This is a genomic window from Burkholderia sp. AU31624, assembly GCF_020420065.1.
Lineage (GTDB): Bacteria > Pseudomonadota > Gammaproteobacteria > Burkholderiales > Burkholderiaceae > Burkholderia.
Genome location: NZ_JAIZRT010000009.1, coordinates 1 through 14,272, shown reverse-complemented (window position 1 = coordinate 14,272; position 14,272 = coordinate 1). Strand labels below are relative to the sequence as shown.

At 67.0% G+C, this 14,272-nt stretch carries 12 protein-coding genes and 1 rRNA gene; 11 read left to right on the top strand and 2 right to left on the bottom strand.

The window, feature by feature from the left end:
• Window positions 1–90: 90 nt before the first annotated feature.
• Window positions 91–1,983 carry a bifunctional sugar phosphate isomerase/epimerase/4-hydroxyphenylpyruvate dioxygenase family protein gene (locus LGM89_RS28875; protein ID WP_226274733.1) on the bottom strand — a complete coding sequence of 631 codons (1,893 nt, stop codon included), beginning with the start codon at window positions 1,981–1,983 and terminating at the stop codon, window positions 91–93.
• A gap of 257 nt (window positions 1,984–2,240) precedes the next feature.
• Here LGM89_RS28875 and aroQ point away from each other — a divergent pair, with 257 nt between their 5' ends.
• From aroQ to LGM89_RS28860, 3 genes are read left to right on the top strand one after another with little or no spacing between them, the layout of a single operon-like run.
• The gene (gene aroQ / locus LGM89_RS28870; RefSeq protein WP_089429019.1) at window positions 2,241–2,696 is read left to right on the top strand and encodes a type II 3-dehydroquinate dehydratase; all 456 of its coding nucleotides are present in this window, start codon (window positions 2,241–2,243) and stop codon (window positions 2,694–2,696) included.
• Window positions 2,693–3,547, top strand: coding sequence for a shikimate dehydrogenase (locus tag LGM89_RS28865; protein WP_226274732.1), 855 nt, complete (start codon window positions 2,693–2,695; stop codon window positions 3,545–3,547). The genes aroQ and LGM89_RS28865 overlap by 4 nt, the downstream gene beginning before the upstream one ends.
• A 32-nt stretch (window positions 3,548–3,579) precedes the next feature.
• Window positions 3,580–4,923: an MFS transporter gene (locus LGM89_RS28860; protein ID WP_089496159.1), complete on the top strand. Its 1,344-nt coding sequence runs from the start codon at window positions 3,580–3,582 to the stop codon at window positions 4,921–4,923.
• A 76-nt stretch (window positions 4,924–4,999) separates the two neighbouring features.
• Here the strand turns inward: LGM89_RS28860 and LGM89_RS28855 are convergent, their stop codons facing one another.
• Window positions 5,000–6,109, bottom strand: a complete 1,110-nt coding sequence (locus LGM89_RS28855; protein ID WP_226274731.1) for a 2-aminoethylphosphonate--pyruvate transaminase — start codon at window positions 6,107–6,109, stop codon at window positions 5,000–5,002.
• 259 nt (window positions 6,110–6,368) lie between these two features.
• Here LGM89_RS28855 and phnS point away from each other — a divergent pair, with 259 nt between their 5' ends.
• The 8 genes from phnS to LGM89_RS28815 form a co-directional block, all read left to right on the top strand.
• A complete protein-coding gene (gene phnS / locus LGM89_RS28850) occupies window positions 6,369–7,457 on the top strand; it encodes a 2-aminoethylphosphonate ABC transporter substrate-binding protein (protein WP_089429023.1) in 1,089 nt (362 codons plus the stop codon).
• A gap of 34 nt (window positions 7,458–7,491) precedes the next feature.
• Entirely contained in the window at window positions 7,492–8,595 is a 1,104-nt protein-coding gene (gene phnT, locus LGM89_RS28845) for a 2-aminoethylphosphonate ABC transport system ATP-binding subunit PhnT (protein ID WP_226274730.1), read from the top strand.
• Window positions 8,573–9,493, top strand: coding sequence for a 2-aminoethylphosphonate ABC transporter permease subunit (locus tag LGM89_RS28840; RefSeq protein ID WP_089441586.1), 921 nt, complete (start codon window positions 8,573–8,575; stop codon window positions 9,491–9,493). Before phnT ends, LGM89_RS28840 begins: the two co-directional genes overlap by 23 nt.
• Window positions 9,483–10,343, top strand: coding sequence for a 2-aminoethylphosphonate ABC transport system, membrane component PhnV (gene phnV / locus LGM89_RS28835; protein WP_226274729.1), 861 nt, complete (start codon window positions 9,483–9,485; stop codon window positions 10,341–10,343). Before LGM89_RS28840 ends, phnV begins: the two co-directional genes overlap by 11 nt.
• Window positions 10,340–11,647, top strand: coding sequence for a phosphonoacetate hydrolase (gene phnA, locus LGM89_RS28830; protein ID WP_226274728.1), 1,308 nt, complete (start codon window positions 10,340–10,342; stop codon window positions 11,645–11,647). Before phnV ends, phnA begins: the two co-directional genes overlap by 4 nt.
• Window positions 11,644–13,098, top strand: a complete 1,455-nt coding sequence (phnY, locus tag LGM89_RS28825) for a phosphonoacetaldehyde dehydrogenase (protein WP_226274727.1) — start codon at window positions 11,644–11,646, stop codon at window positions 13,096–13,098. Before phnA ends, phnY begins: the two co-directional genes overlap by 4 nt.
• Before the next feature lie 4 nt (window positions 13,099–13,102).
• Window positions 13,103–13,657: a phosphonate degradation HD-domain oxygenase gene (locus tag LGM89_RS28820; protein ID WP_089496165.1), complete on the top strand. Its 555-nt coding sequence runs from the start codon at window positions 13,103–13,105 to the stop codon at window positions 13,655–13,657.
• 511 nt (window positions 13,658–14,168) lie between these two features.
• Window positions 14,169–14,272: ribosomal RNA gene (locus tag LGM89_RS28815) — 16S ribosomal RNA — on the top strand; the annotation flags it as partial.

Below are 14,272 nucleotides of genomic sequence, written 5' to 3'. Positions count from 1 at the left end.
CCACGATGGTGCACCCAGGATGCGGCCCTTTGAAGCAGCCGCAGGCCGCGAATGTGATGCGCCCCTTGAATCCCTGCCCGCTTCCTTCCCTTATTTCCTGCGCTGCGCCTGGGCGGCGAGCCGCACGGCCGCATTCGTCGCGCCGTAGCCGTCGTATCCGCCGCGCCGCTCGACGATCTCGAGCGAGAAGCGGTTGTCGACCAGTTCTGTATACGCGTGCAGGAATTCGCCGCCGTGCTCGTCACGGTCGTACAGCAGGTGATGCGTGCTCAGCGTGTCGATCAGGTCGTCCGGCAGCGCGTAGCGTGCGGCGAGATCGTCGTAGTAGTTCGGCGGAATGCGCAGGAACGGAATGCCGTCGGCTGCGAACGCGGCGATCGTCTTCACGATGTCGTCCGTGCGGAACGCGACGTGGTTCAGCCCCGTGCCGTGGTAGCGGTCGAGCGATTCGGCGACCGCCGTGTGCCGGTCGACGGACGCGTTCAGCGCGATCCGCACCGAGCCGTCGGCGCTGCGCACCGCGCGGCTGCGCATCAGCCCGTACGGGTCGGGCACGAGCCAGCTGCGTTCCGCCTCGAAGCCGAATGCCGTCTTGAAGAACAGGATCCACGTATCGAGCGCGTCGGCCGGCAGTGCGAGGCACACGTGGTCGATACCCGTGAGCGGGCCGACTTCGCTCGGGCCGTCGATGTCGGTCAGCACGAAATCCGATTCGTACAGCGTCGGCGCGTTCGGCGCTTCGTCGACGAAGTATTCGAGGCTGCCGTCCGGCGCCTGCACGCTCGGCAGCACGCGCTCGTTCGGCCCGACGCGGCCGGAGAACGGCGCATAGCCGAAGCCGGCTGCGCGCTCGAACGCCACTTTCGCGTCGTCGACACGGAATGCCGATGCGCACAGCGACAGCCCGTGCTGCTGGAAGAACGCGTCGGCGAACGAGTCGCGCTCGGCGTTCAGCACGATCGATGCGGCGCCGTGCTGGAACAGCCTCACGTCCTTCGAGCGATGGCGGCCCGCGAGCCGGAAGCGCATCCGGCCGAGCCACTCGCCGACGGTCGCCGCCGCCTGCGCGTCGACCGCGAATTCGATGAACTGGAACCCGACGTGCGCGGGCGGCGCCGGCGGCGCGAACAGCGGCTGGCCGGCGGCCGGCGCGCGGCCGTCCTGCGCGAGCCGCTCGCGCGTCAGTTCTTCCAGATAGAGCAGCGAACGATGACCGTCGGCAGCCGTGATCGCGGTCGGCGCCGCGCGGAAGCCGTCGTTGAAGATCTCGAGCGACAGCGGCCCCGTATAGCCCGACTCGATCACGCGCGCGGTGAAGCGTGCGAGGTCGAAGTCGCCCTGGCCTGGGAACGAGCGGAAATGGCGGCTCCATTCGAGCACGTCCATCGCGAGCTTCGGCGCATCGGCGATCTGCACGAACGCGATCCGGTCGCCGGGGATGTCGGCGATCGCGTCCGGCGAATCGTCGAGCGACAGTGTGTGGAAGCTGTCGAGCGCCAGGCCGAGATGCGGGCTGTTCACCGCATTCACGAGTTTCCACGCATGGCCGTAGCGCTTCACGACGCGACCCCATGCGAGCGCTTCGTACGCGGCGACCACGCCGGCCTGCCGCGCGGCTTCGGCGAGCGCGCCGAGCTGGTCGACGAGCAGCCCGTCGTCCGCGATCGTGTCGGCCGACACGTTGCTGCATACCAGGATGCGGTCGGTGCCGAGTGCATGCATCACGTCGAACTTGCGCTTGATCCGGTCGAGGTTGCGGGCGAGCTGGGCCGCGCTCACCCCCTCGAAGTCGCGAAAGGGCTGGAACAGCACGATGTCGAGGCCGAGATCGGCGGCCATGCGCCGGACGTCGGCCGGCGATCCATCGAAGTAGACGAGGTCGTTTTCGAAGATTTCGACGCCGTCAAAGCCTGCGGCCTGGACGGCGGCGAGTTTCTCGGCGAGCGTGCCGGACAGTGACACGGTGGCGATCGAGCGCTGCATGGGCGATTCCTGCGGATGAGCGGGGCATGGCGCCGGTCGAATCGACCCTGAATGAACCAGTCATTGAATTCGTCGCGAACGCCATATCCCGAATTTACTGGGCTGGTGATGCGTATTGTACAAACTAACTAGGTGGTACAAATTAGCGAAAACCCGAAAAGACAGCCCGCTTGCACGGGCGCACACTAGCGCCACATTCCGATGTCTTCGGGGCGGCGCCGATCGTGGTCTGCCCCTGTTTCAGGAGCAGAAACACGATGAGCAAGCACAAGGTGCTCGTGCTGAACGGCCCGAACCTGAATTTGTTGGGCACCCGCGAGCCCCATATCTACGGCGCGGAAACGCTGGCCGACGTCGAGCAGCGCTGCCGTACGGCGGGCGAGGCGCTCGGGCTGGAAATCGACTTTCGCCAGTCGAACGCCGAGCACCAGTTGATCGACTGGCTGCACGCCGCCCGTCACGACACGCACGGCATCGTGATCAACCCGGCCGCCTATACGCATACGTCGGTGGCGCTGGCCGATGCGCTTTCCGCGATCGCGAAGCCGGTGATCGAAGTGCATATCTCGAACGTGCATCGCCGCGAGGCGTTCCGGCACCATTCCTATGTGTCGGCGCTCGCCGAAGCCGTGATCTGCGGCTGCGGCACCGAGGGCTACGTGTTCGCGCTGCAGCGTCTGGCGACGCTGTTCGCGCAGGGAGCCGCACGATGAGCCGCCCGTCGTTTCTGATCGGCCTGATCGGCCAGGGCATCGGCGGCTCGCTGTCGCCCGCGATGCACGAGGAAGAAGGGTTCCGCCAGGGGTTCGGCTATGTCTACCGGCGCATCGATCTCGACGTGCTGGGCGTGACCGTCGACGCGCTGCCGCAACTGCTCGATGCCGCGCAGCGGATGGGCTTCAACGGCCTGAACATCACGCACCCGTGCAAGCAGCGCGTGATCGAGCACCTCGATGAGCTGTCGGACGATGCGCGCGCGCTCGGCGCGGTGAACACCGTGCTGTTCAAGGACGGCAAGCGGATCGGCCACAACACCGACTGGTCGGGTTTCGCGAAATCGTTCCGCCGCGGGTTGCCCGACGCGTCGCTCGAACGCGTCGTCCAGCTCGGCGCGGGCGGCGCGGGCGCGGCCGTGGCGCATGCGGCGCTGCAAACGGGCGCGGCCGAGCTGACGATTTTCGATGTCGACGGCACGCGCGCCGCCGCGCTCGCGGCCGAGTTGCAGCAGCGCTTCCCGGCGGCACGCGTCGTGCAGGGCGACGATCTCGCGGCCTCGATGCGCGCCGCGACGGGCCTGATCCACTGCACGCCCACCGGCATGGCCAAGCATCCGGGCCTGCCGCTGCCGGCCGACCTGCTCCACGCGGGCATGTGGGTGGCCGACATCGTGTACTTCCCGCTCGAAACCGAACTGATCCACGCGGCGCGCGCGGCCGGTTGCGCCACGCTGCCGGGCGGCGGGATGGCCGTCTACCAGGCGGTCGACGCGTTCGAGATCTTCACCGGACGCACGCCCGACGCCGAGCGGATGTTCGAACACTTTCAGTCGCTCGTCGCGCGCTGACCCCTTCCATAAAGAGAGACCAGGAGACGACCATGCAGCACACCACCCACACGAGCGCCGCGCCGGCGCAGGCGGCCGGCACCGTCCGGCGCACTTCGGCGCGCTACAAGATTCTCGCGCTGCTCGCGATCGGCACGATGATCAACTATCTCGACCGCACCGTGCTGGGGGTGGCTGCGCCTCAGCTCACCAAGGAGCTCGGCATCAACGCGGCCGTGATGGGCATCATGTTTTCCGCGTTTTCGTGGACGTATGTCGCGATGCAGGTTCCCGGCGGCCTGTTCCTCGACCGCTTCGGCAGCAAGATCACCTATTACTGGTCGATGACGCTGTGGTCGCTGTGCACGTTCCTGCAAGGCTTCGTGCCGGGCGTCGCGACGCTGCTCGCTTGCCGGCTCGGCCTCGGCGTGACGGAAGCGCCGTGCTTCCCGACCAACAGCCGCGTCGTCGCGACGTGGTTCCCGCAGAACGAGCGTGCGATGGCGACGGGTACCTACACCGTCGGCGAGTACATCGGCCTGGCGTTCTTCAGCCCGGTGCTGTTCGCGCTGATGGGTGCGTTCGGCTGGCGCTCGCTGTTCTGGGTCGTCGGCGCGGTGGGTATCGTGTTCGGCCTGGTCTGGTGGAAGTTCTATCACGAGCCGCGCAACCATCCGGGTGCGAACTCGGAGGAGCTGGCCTATATCGAGGCGGGCGGCGGTCTCGTACACGGTGCGCGCAAGAGCGGCGACAAGGGCGACAAGCCGGCGCAGGCCAAGTTCAGCTGGTCGATGGTCGGCCAACTGGTGAAGAAGCGCCAGCTTGCGGGCATCTGCCTCGGCCAGTTCGCCGGCAACTCGACGCTCGTGTTCTTCCTGACCTGGTTCCCGACCTACCTCGCCACCGAACGCCACATGGGCTGGCTGAAGATCGGCTTCTTCGCGGTGATGCCGTTCATCGCCGCGTCGGTCGGCGTGATGTTCGGCGGGATCTTCTCCGACTGGCTGCTGCGTCGCGGCAAGTCCGCGAACCTCGCGCGCAAGCTGCCGATCATCGCGGGCCTGCTGCTCGCATCGACGATCATTCTCGCGAACTACGTGCAGAGCAACGAGGCCGTGATCGCGATCATGTCGGTCGCGTTCTTCGCGCAGGGGATGGCTGCCCTCGGCTGGACGCTCGTGTCGGACATCGCGCCGGACGGCCTGCTCGGCGTCACGGGCGGCATCTTCAACTTCGCGGCGAACCTGGCGGGCATCGTCACGCCGCTCGTGGTCGGCTTCATCGTCGCGTCGACCGGGTCGTTCGTCGGCGCGCTCGTGTTCATCGGCGTGATCGCGCTGGTCGGTGCGGCGTCGTACATCTTCGTGGTCGGCGACATCAAGCGGATCGAGCTGTAAGCACCGGCTCCACGCAGATCCTGTGCGTCAGCCCGGCAGCCGCAAGGCCGCCGGGCTTTTTTGCGTGGTACGGCGCTTACGCGCGCTGAACTGCGATGCCGAGCGATTCGACCGCCTGCGCAATGGCCGCGACCGCGCGGCGGATATCGTTCGAGTCGATCGCGCCGATGCAGCCGACACGGAACGTCTCGAGCTGCGTGAGCTTGCCCGGATACAGGATGAAGCCCGCGTCGCGCACCGCGTCGTAGAAGCGGCGGAAATCGTAGGCCGGGTGGTCGGGCGCGTGGAACGTGACGATCACCGGCGCCTGTACGCTCGCATCGAGGAACGGCGTGAAGCCGAGCGCGTGCATCGAATCGACCAGCGTCCGGCAGTTATCCACATAGCGCGCGCCGCGCGCCGGCTGGCCGCCTTCGGCGAGGTACTGATCGAGTGCGGCGCGCAGCGCGGCGATCACGTGCGTCGGCGGCGTGAAGCGCCACTGGCCCGTCTTGCGCAGGTACGCGTATTGATCGTGGAGATCGAGCGCGAGCGACGGCGAGTTGCCTTCGCTCGCGTCGAGCGCGTCGCGCCGCACGATCGCGAACCCCATCCCCGGCACGCCTTCCAGGCATTTGCCGCTCGCCGAGATCAGCGCATCGATGCCGCTACCGGCCAGCGTGATCGGCAGCGCGCCGAACGAGCTCATCGCGTCGACGATCAGCCGCTTGCCGCGGCGCCGGCACACGGCGGCGATGTCGTCGAGCGGGTTCAGGATCCCGGCGCTCGTCTCCAGATGCACCTGCGCGACGTGCGTGATGCGCGGCTCGCGCACGAACGCGGCTTCGAGCAAGGCCGGATCGACGGCCGCGTCCTCGCCGAACGGCAACGCGATGGCTTCGATACCCAGCCGGCCGAGGATCTTCAGGATGCGCGCGCAGTACGCGCCGTTGTCGGGCACCAGCACGACGCCGTCACGCGGCACCAGCGTGCCGAGCGCGGCTTCGACGGAGAACGTGCCGCTACCCTGCATCGGCACGCACACGTATTCATCGCCGCCGTGCGCGATCGCGACGAGATCCGCGCAGACGCTGGCCGTCAGTTGATTGAACGCGGCATCCCACGAGCCCCAGTCGTGTTGCATTGCGTGGCGCGTTGTGGCGGACGTGGTGAGCGGGCCAGGCGTAAGAAGAATCGGATCGGACATGGTTTTCCTCTGCAAAGGTCGGAAGAAACGCCGGGAAGCATTTCTGAATGACTTGCATGATATTGGCAAAATGTGTCATTTTTTGGAAATTGCCGCATTCGTCACGGGTTTGTCATCGAACGCTGTGATCCTTCGCTTGCCGCGCGAAACCTCACCTCGGCGCGGTAGCGAGGCGGGCCGTCGATCGGCCTTGCCCGGAGATAACAGGAGAGCCGGATCGTGCCCCGGCCATTTGGTGTTCCGCCTACGGAGAAGTCAGATGACACTGCAGAAACCCTCGCGCGCCGCTGCCGGCGCGTTCCGCAAGCTTGCGCTGGCCGCCAGCGTCGCCGGCCTGATGGGCGCCGCGCTGCCCGCACATGCGGCGAACGCGGTCGTGCTGTATACGGCAGACGGCCTCGAGAACCTCTATCGCGATGTGCTGCCGGCTTTCGAGAAGAAGGAAGGCGTCAAGGTCAACATCGTGACGGCGGGCAGCGGTGAAGTCGTCAACCGCGCGAACATCGAGAAGAACTCCCCGAAGGCCGACGTGATCGTCACGCTGCCGCCGTTCATTCAGCAAGCGGGCCAGATGGGCCTGCTGCAGCCGTACCAGAGCGTGAACTACAAGAACGTGCCGGCCATCGCGAAGGCCGAAGACGGCACGTGGGCGACGTTCGTGAACAACTACTTCTCGTTCGCGATCAACCCGGACGTCGTGAAGAGCCAGCCGAAGACGTTCGCCGACCTGCTCGCGCCGGCCTACGCCGGCAAGGTCGCGTACTCGAACCCGGCCACCGCCGGCGACGGGATGGCCGTGCTGATCCTGACGACGTCGCTGATGGGCGAGGACAAGGCGTTCGACTACCTCGCGAAGCTGTCGCAGAGCGTGAAGTTCCACACGAAGGGCACGGGCTACCTGAACGTGCTGCTGTCGCGTAACGAAATCAGCGTCGCGAACGGCGACCTGCAGATGGACCTCGACGACGCCGAACACGGCGCGCTGTCCGTCAAGCCGATCTTCCTGGCCGCGAAGGAAGGCGACCAGCCGACCACGTTCCAGCTCCCGTACGGCATCGGCCTGATCAAGAGCGGCCCGAACCAGGACGCCGGCAAGAAGCTGATCGACTACCTGATGTCGACGGACGTGCAGTCGAAGGTGCCGGATATGTACGGCATCCCGGGCCGCACGGACGTGCCGCTGGCCGGCAAGAACGGCGAAGCGGTCAAGAAGGCGATCGCGGGCGTGAAGCTGATCCCGGTCGACTGGACCCAGGTGATGGCGAAGAAGCCGGTGTGGATCGAGCGCTGGAAGAAGGACGTGATCGGCAGCTCGGGCAAGCAGCTCGACGTCGTCAAGCCGAAGTGATCGGCGCACGCCGCCTGTATTTGTGAGCAAGAGGATGAACCCGGTGGACACCACCCTGACCCATCCCGGCGCATTCGGCGCCGCCGAACCGCAGGCAGCCCTGCGGTCCGGCGCGCCGGGCGGCGTGCAGATCGAACACCTGAGCGTGCGCTACGGCGCACGCACGGTGCTGGAAGATCTGTCGCTGTCGATCGGTGCCGGTGAATTTCTGACCGTGCTCGGCAAGAGCGGCTGCGGCAAGACCACGCTGCTACGCTTCATCGCCGGGTTCGTGAAGGCCGACGGCCTGACCGGCACGCTGGCCGTGGCCGGACGCGACCTGACCTATGCGCCGCCGCACAAGCGCAATCTCGGTCTGCTGTTCCAGAATTACGCGCTGTTCCCGCACCTGACGGTGTTCGAGAATGTCGCATTCGGGCTGCGCGCACGCGGCATGGCGTCGTCGGAAGTGACGCGCCGCGTCGCCGATGCGCTGAAGCTCGTGCAGCTCGGCGATGCGGGCCATCACCTGCCCGCGCAACTGTCGGGCGGGATGCAGCAGCGCGTCGCGCTGGCGCGCGCGCTCGTGATCGAGCCGGACGTGCTGCTCCTCGACGAGCCGCTGTCGGCGCTCGACGCCAACCTGCGCGCCTCGGTGCGCAGCGAACTGAAGGCGCTGCACGAGCGCCTGCCGAACCTGACCGTCGTCTGCGTGACGCACGACCGCGACGACGCACTCGTGCTGTCCGATCGCGCGCTGCTGATGCGCGACGGCCACATCGCGCAGCTCGGTACGCCGCAGCAGCTGTACGACGCGCCGCAGGACGGCTACGTCGCACGCTATCTCGGCCCGGCGAACCTGCTGCCGCCGCACGTGATCTTCCCGCTCGGCGATCCGCGCCACGAAGTGCGCGGCAAGGTGGCCTGCGTGCGCCCCGAGCGCCTGACCCTGATGCCGCCCGCCGCGGGCGGGCTGCACGGCACGGTATCGTCCGTCGAATGGCAGGGCGCGGACCTGTCGATCGCGGTCACGATCGATGCGGCCCCCGACGAGCCGGTGCGCGTGACGATGCAACGCGGCCGCGGTGCGGCTCCCGAGCGCGGTGCGCGCGTTTCCCTGCATTGCGAGGCAGACGATGTCGTCCTTATCGAGCCCTGAAGCCGGCCTGCCGCCGCACGTGCTCGCGTCGGCCGCCGCGCACGCCGCCGCCGCGCGGCGCCGCAAGCGCATGGGCGACCTGCACCTGGCCGCGCTCGCGATCGTCCTGCTCGGCCCGCTCGTCGTCTATCCGCTGGTGCGGCTCGTGCTGCTGAGCGTGTCGGGCGACCACGGGCTGAGTTTCGCCGCGTACCGCACGTTCTTCGGCAACCCCGACACGCGCAGCGTGATGCTGACCACACTCGGCGTGCTGTTCGCGAGTGCCGGCACCGCGTCGGTGCTCGGCGTGCTGCTGGCCGCGCTGCTGTTCTTCAAGCCCTTTCCGGGCGCGTCGCTCGTCACGCGTTTCCTGGAGCTGTACGTCGCGTTCCCGTCGTTCCTCGTCGCGTTCACGCTGATCTTCCTGTACGGCTCGCAAGGCTCGATCAGCATCGCGCTGCAGCACCTGTTCCATCTGGAGGAGCCGCCGCTGAACTTCCTGTTCGGCATCGGCGGCGTGATCCTCGCGCAGACCGTGTTCTATACGCCGTTCGTCGTGCGGCCGACGCTCGCGTCGTTCGCGACGCTCGATCTGCGGCTGATCGAAGCCGCGCGCAGCCTCGGCGCGTCCGGCTGGATGCTGGCGCGCCGCGTCGTGCTGCCGATCGCGTGGCCGGGCATCGCTGCCGGCACCGTGCTGTGTTTCCTGCTGACGCTGAACGAATTCGGGATTCTGCTCGTGCTCGGCAGCGCGCGGCTCGTGACGCTGCCGGTTGCGATCTACAGCAGCGCGACGGTCGACCTCGACCTGCCGACCGCGTCGGCCGGCGCGGTCGTGATGCTCGCGCTGTCGTTGGCGCTGTATGCGGTTTATCGCCGGGTGAACCGGCGTGCGACGGGAGGAAACGATGTCCGCTGAATTTCGTATCGGGCAAGCCGTGCCGCGCCACCAGATCGGCTGGGGCGACACGGTGCTCAAGCATGCGTCGCGCGCGGCGCTCGCGCTGGCCGCGTTCGCGTGCTTCTGGCTGTTCGTGTTGCCGGTCATCGTCGTCGCGCTGTCGAGCGTGTCGACGCAGTGGTCGGGCACGATCCTGCCGGCCGGCTACAGCCTGCGCTGGTTCGAGCGGCTCGGGTCGCCGGAATACGATGCGCTGCTGACGAGCCTGGAAATCGGCTTCGGCGTGTCGGCGGTCGGCACGATCCTCGGGCTGTGGCTCGCGCTGGCGCTCGAAGGGCGCGACCGGCGCGGCCTCGGTGCCGTGGTCGATGCGCTCGTGATGGTGCCGAACGGTGTGCCGAGCGTCGTGCTCGGGCTCGCGGTGCTGATCGCGTATCACCAGAAGCCGGTCGACCTGTCGAGCTCGGCGGCAATCGTCGTGCTCGTGCAGCTCGCGCTGATCTTGCCGTTCTGCTATCGCTGCGCGGCCGCCGCGCTGCGTCCGGAACTGACCGTGCTGCGCGAGGCCGCGGCAAGCCTCGGTGCGTCGCCCGCGATGGTGCTGCGTCGCGTGCTGCTGCCGCAGCTCGTGCCCGCGCTGCGCGCGAGCCTCGCGCTCGGTTTCGCGCTGTCGCTCGGCGAGCTCGGCGCGACGCTGACGGTTTATCCGCCCGGCTTCGCCACCGTGCCGATCGTCGTGATCGGCCAGGTCGAGCGCGGGTATTACCTTCCGGCATCGGCGCTGTCGCTGCTGATGCTCGGCGCGTCGCTCGCGGCGCTGCTGCTGATCGCTGCGCGCGTGCCGCGCGGCAAGCGGGTGGCATCATGAACGCCGCGTTCGCCTTGCGCCAGCCTGGTGACGCGTCGGCAGCCGGCGCATCGACGGGCCTCGCGGGACGTTCCGTCGACGTCAACGGCCGTCACTACCGGCTGCCGGTCGAGCCGACCGTCGTCGTCTGCGTCGACGGCTGCGAGTACGACTATCTCGAACGGGCGGTGGCAGCGGGCGTCGCGCCGTTCATCGGCCGGATGATCGCGGAAGGCACGGCCTGGCGCGCCGATTGCGTCGTGCCGACCTTCACCAACCCGAACAACCTGTCGATCGTCTGCGGCGTGCCGCCGTCGGTCCACGGGATCTGCGGCAACTATTTCTGGGATTCGGCCGCCGACGGCGGGCGTGGCGCCGAAGTCATGATGAACGACCCGGCCTACCTGCGGGCCGGCACGCTGCTCGCCGCGGCGTCCGACGCGGGTGCGCGCGTCGCCGTCGTGACGGCGAAGGACAAGCTGCGCCGGCTGCTCGGCTGGCAACTGAACGGCATCTGCTTTTCGGCCGAGAAGGCCGCGCAGGCGAATCTCGCGGAAAACGGGATCGTCGACGTGCTCGACTGGGTCGGCCTGCCGTCGCCGGACGTCTACAGCGCGGCGTTGTCCGAATTCGTGTTCGCGGCCGGCGTGCGGCTTGCGCAGACGCGCCAGGTCGACCTGATGTACCTGTCGACCACCGATTACGTGCAGCACAAGTGCGAGCCGGGCAGTGCGGGCGCGAACGCGTTCTACGCGATGATGGACGGCTATCTTGCGCAGCTCGACGCGCTCGGCTGGGCGATCGGCCTCACGGCCGACCACGGGATGAACGCCAAGCACGATCCGGCGACGGGCCGGCCGAACGTCATCTATCTGCAGGACGCATTCGACGGCTGGTACGGCGCGCAGGCCGCGCGCGTGATCCTGCCGATCACGGATCCGTACGTCGTGCACCACGGCGCGCTCGGCTCGTTTGCGACCGTCTATCTGGCGCCGGGCGTCGACCGGGCCGAGGCGATGTGGCGCGTCGGCGGCCTCGACGGCGTCGAGCTCGTGCTCGACAACGCGGAAGCCGCCGCCCGTTTCGAGTTGCCGGCCGACCGGATCGGCGATCTCGTCGTGATCGGCCGCCGCGACATGACGCTCGGCACGCGGGAGCGCGAACACGATCTGTCGGGCCTCACGGTGCCGCTGCGTTCGCATGGCGGCGTGTCGGAGCAGGAAGTGCCGCTGCTGTTCAATCGCCGTATCGAGCCGGCCGATCCCGCGCGTCGCCCGCGCAACTTCGACGTGTTCGATTTCGTGCTGAACCGGGTCGCGACATGATGGCTCATCCCCGACACGATCACCCGGCGTTTCGTGCAGAGGCGCTGCGCTGGTGCGGCACCCGCGCGACGCGGGAACGCACGCTCGACGTCATGGACCCTTACACGGGCACGCGCGTCGGGACGGTGCCGCTGGCGAGCATCGACGATGTGCGCGCGGCATTCGACTACGCGATGGCGTACCGGCCGAAGCTCACGCGGTACGAGCGTTCGCAGATCCTCGAGCGTGCGGCCGCGCTGTTGCGCGAGCGCACCGAGGAAGCATCCGACCTGATCACGCTCGAATCGGGATTGTCGAAACAGGACTCCCGCTACGAGATCGGCCGCGTGGCCGACGTGTTGAAGTTTGCGGCAGTCGAGGCGTTGCGCGACGACGCGCAGAGTTTCTCGTGCGACCTGACGCCCCGCGGCAAGGCGCGCCGCGTGTTTTCGCAGCGCCAGCCGCTTGACGGTGTGATCGTCGCGATCACGCCGTTCAATCATCCGATGAACCAGGTGGCGCACAAGATCGCGCCGGCGATCGCGACCAACAACCGTGTGATCGTGAAGCCGTCGGAGAAGGTGCCGCTGTCGGCGTTCTACCTGGCCGATCTGCTGTATGAAGCCGGGCTGCCGGAGCCGATGCTGCAGGTGCTGACCGGCGATCCGCGCGAGATCGCGGACGAACTCGTCACGCATCCGCATGCGTCGCTGATTACGTTTACGGGCGGCGTGGCGATCGGCAAGGCGATTGCCGCGCGGGCCGGCTACCGCCGCATCGTGCTGGAGCTGGGCGGCAACGATCCGCTGATCGTCCTCGAGGACGCCGATCTCGAACGCGCGGCGTCGCTGGCCGTGCTCGGCTCGTATCGGAATTCGGGCCAGCGCTGCACGGCGGTCAAGCGGATGCTGGTACAGCGTTCGATCGCGCCGGCGTTTACCGAATTGCTCGTCGAGAAGACGCGTGCATGGAAGTACGGCGATCCGTTCGATCCCGCCAACGAGATGGGCACGGTGATCGACGAGGAAGCGGCTCGGCTGTTCGAGGCGCGAGTGGAAGAGGCGGTCGCGCAGGGCGCGCGCCTGCTGACCGGCAATGTGCGGCGCGGCGCGCTGTATGCGCCGACCGTGCTCGACAACGTCGATCCGTCGATGACGCTCGTGCGCGAGGAGACCTTCGGGCCGGTCTCGCCGGTGATCACGTTCGACACGATCGACGACGCGATCCGGATCAGCAACGGGACGGCGTTCGGGCTGTCGTCGGGCGTCTGTACCGACAGCACGGCGGCGGTCGTGCGGTTCGTGAACGAGCTGAACGTCGGCACGGTGAATGTATGGGAAGTGCCCGGCTACCGGATCGAGCTGTCGCCGTTCGGCGGGATCAAGGATTCGGGGCTCGGTTACAAGGAAGGCGTTCAGGAGGCGATGAAGAGCTTCACGAACCTGAAGACGTTTTCGCTGCCTTGGGAGTGAATGAATGGCATTGACGGTGGAAGAGATCCACGGGCTGTATCGCGAGCATGGCCATGTGGCCTATAGCGGCGAGCCGGTCACGCAGCTCGAGCATGCATTGCAGAGCGGATTGCTGGCCGAAGAGGCGGGGGCGGACGAAGCGCTGGTCGCGGCGGCGTTCCTGCATGACCTCGGGCATCTGCTGAATCGCCAGGGCGAGACGCCGAGCGCGCGCGGGATCGACGATCTGCATCAGTATTACGTGCTGCCGTTCCTGCGGCCGCTGTTTTCCGACGCGGTGCTGGAGCCGATTCGGCTGCACGTCGACGCGAAGCGCTGCCTGTGCCGCACGGACGCCGGCTACTTCGAGAGTCTGTCGCCGGACTCGGTGCGCAGCCTCGCGCTGCAGGGCGGCATCTTCAGTGAAGAGGAGACGGCGGCGTTCCTGCAGCGCCCGTTCGCGGAGGACGCACTGCGTCTGCGCCGCTGGGACGATATGGCGAAGGAAGAAGGCAAGGTGACGCCGGATCTCGATCACTATATGGAGATCGTCTCGCGCCAGGTGCGCGTGGCGGCCTGACGGTTCGGCCGCTTCTATCTATATAAGGCCCCGCACGCGGCAGCGTGCGGGGCCTTATATTTTTTGAGAAACCCCTTGCGCAGATCGAGGAGGCTGCCTACAATCACGCCTCTTTCGCGCTAACGGAAACGCGGCGCGGGGGAAGGGAAGCAGGGTTGGCGGTGTGCTGGAGTCTGGGGCGCGCAACTGGCCTGGAAGTTGAGCCCCGCAGTCGCAACGATGTAGTGTAAAAAGTTGTTGACGAGCTGCGAAACACGGTTCATAATCTCGCTTCTCTGCTGCTGAAAACGCAGCGCTGCTGAGAAACACGAAGTTCCTCGCAGAATGCTCTTTAAAAATTAACAGCCGATAAGTGTGGGCGCTTGATGGAAGCGAGCTGATCCTCGGATCAGATAGCGAAAGTATCAAGAGTCTCACACTAAAGTAAGTCAGGTTTATGAAGTGATTCATATTCCTGTCAGCTTTGAGTGAGCGACCGGTTCTTAACTGAACCGAAAACAGTAACAGGTTTAAACTGAAGAGTTTGATCCTGGCTCAGATTGAACGCTGGCGGCATGCCTTACACATGCAAGTCGAACGGCAGCACGGGTGCTTGCACCTGGTGGCGAGTGGCGA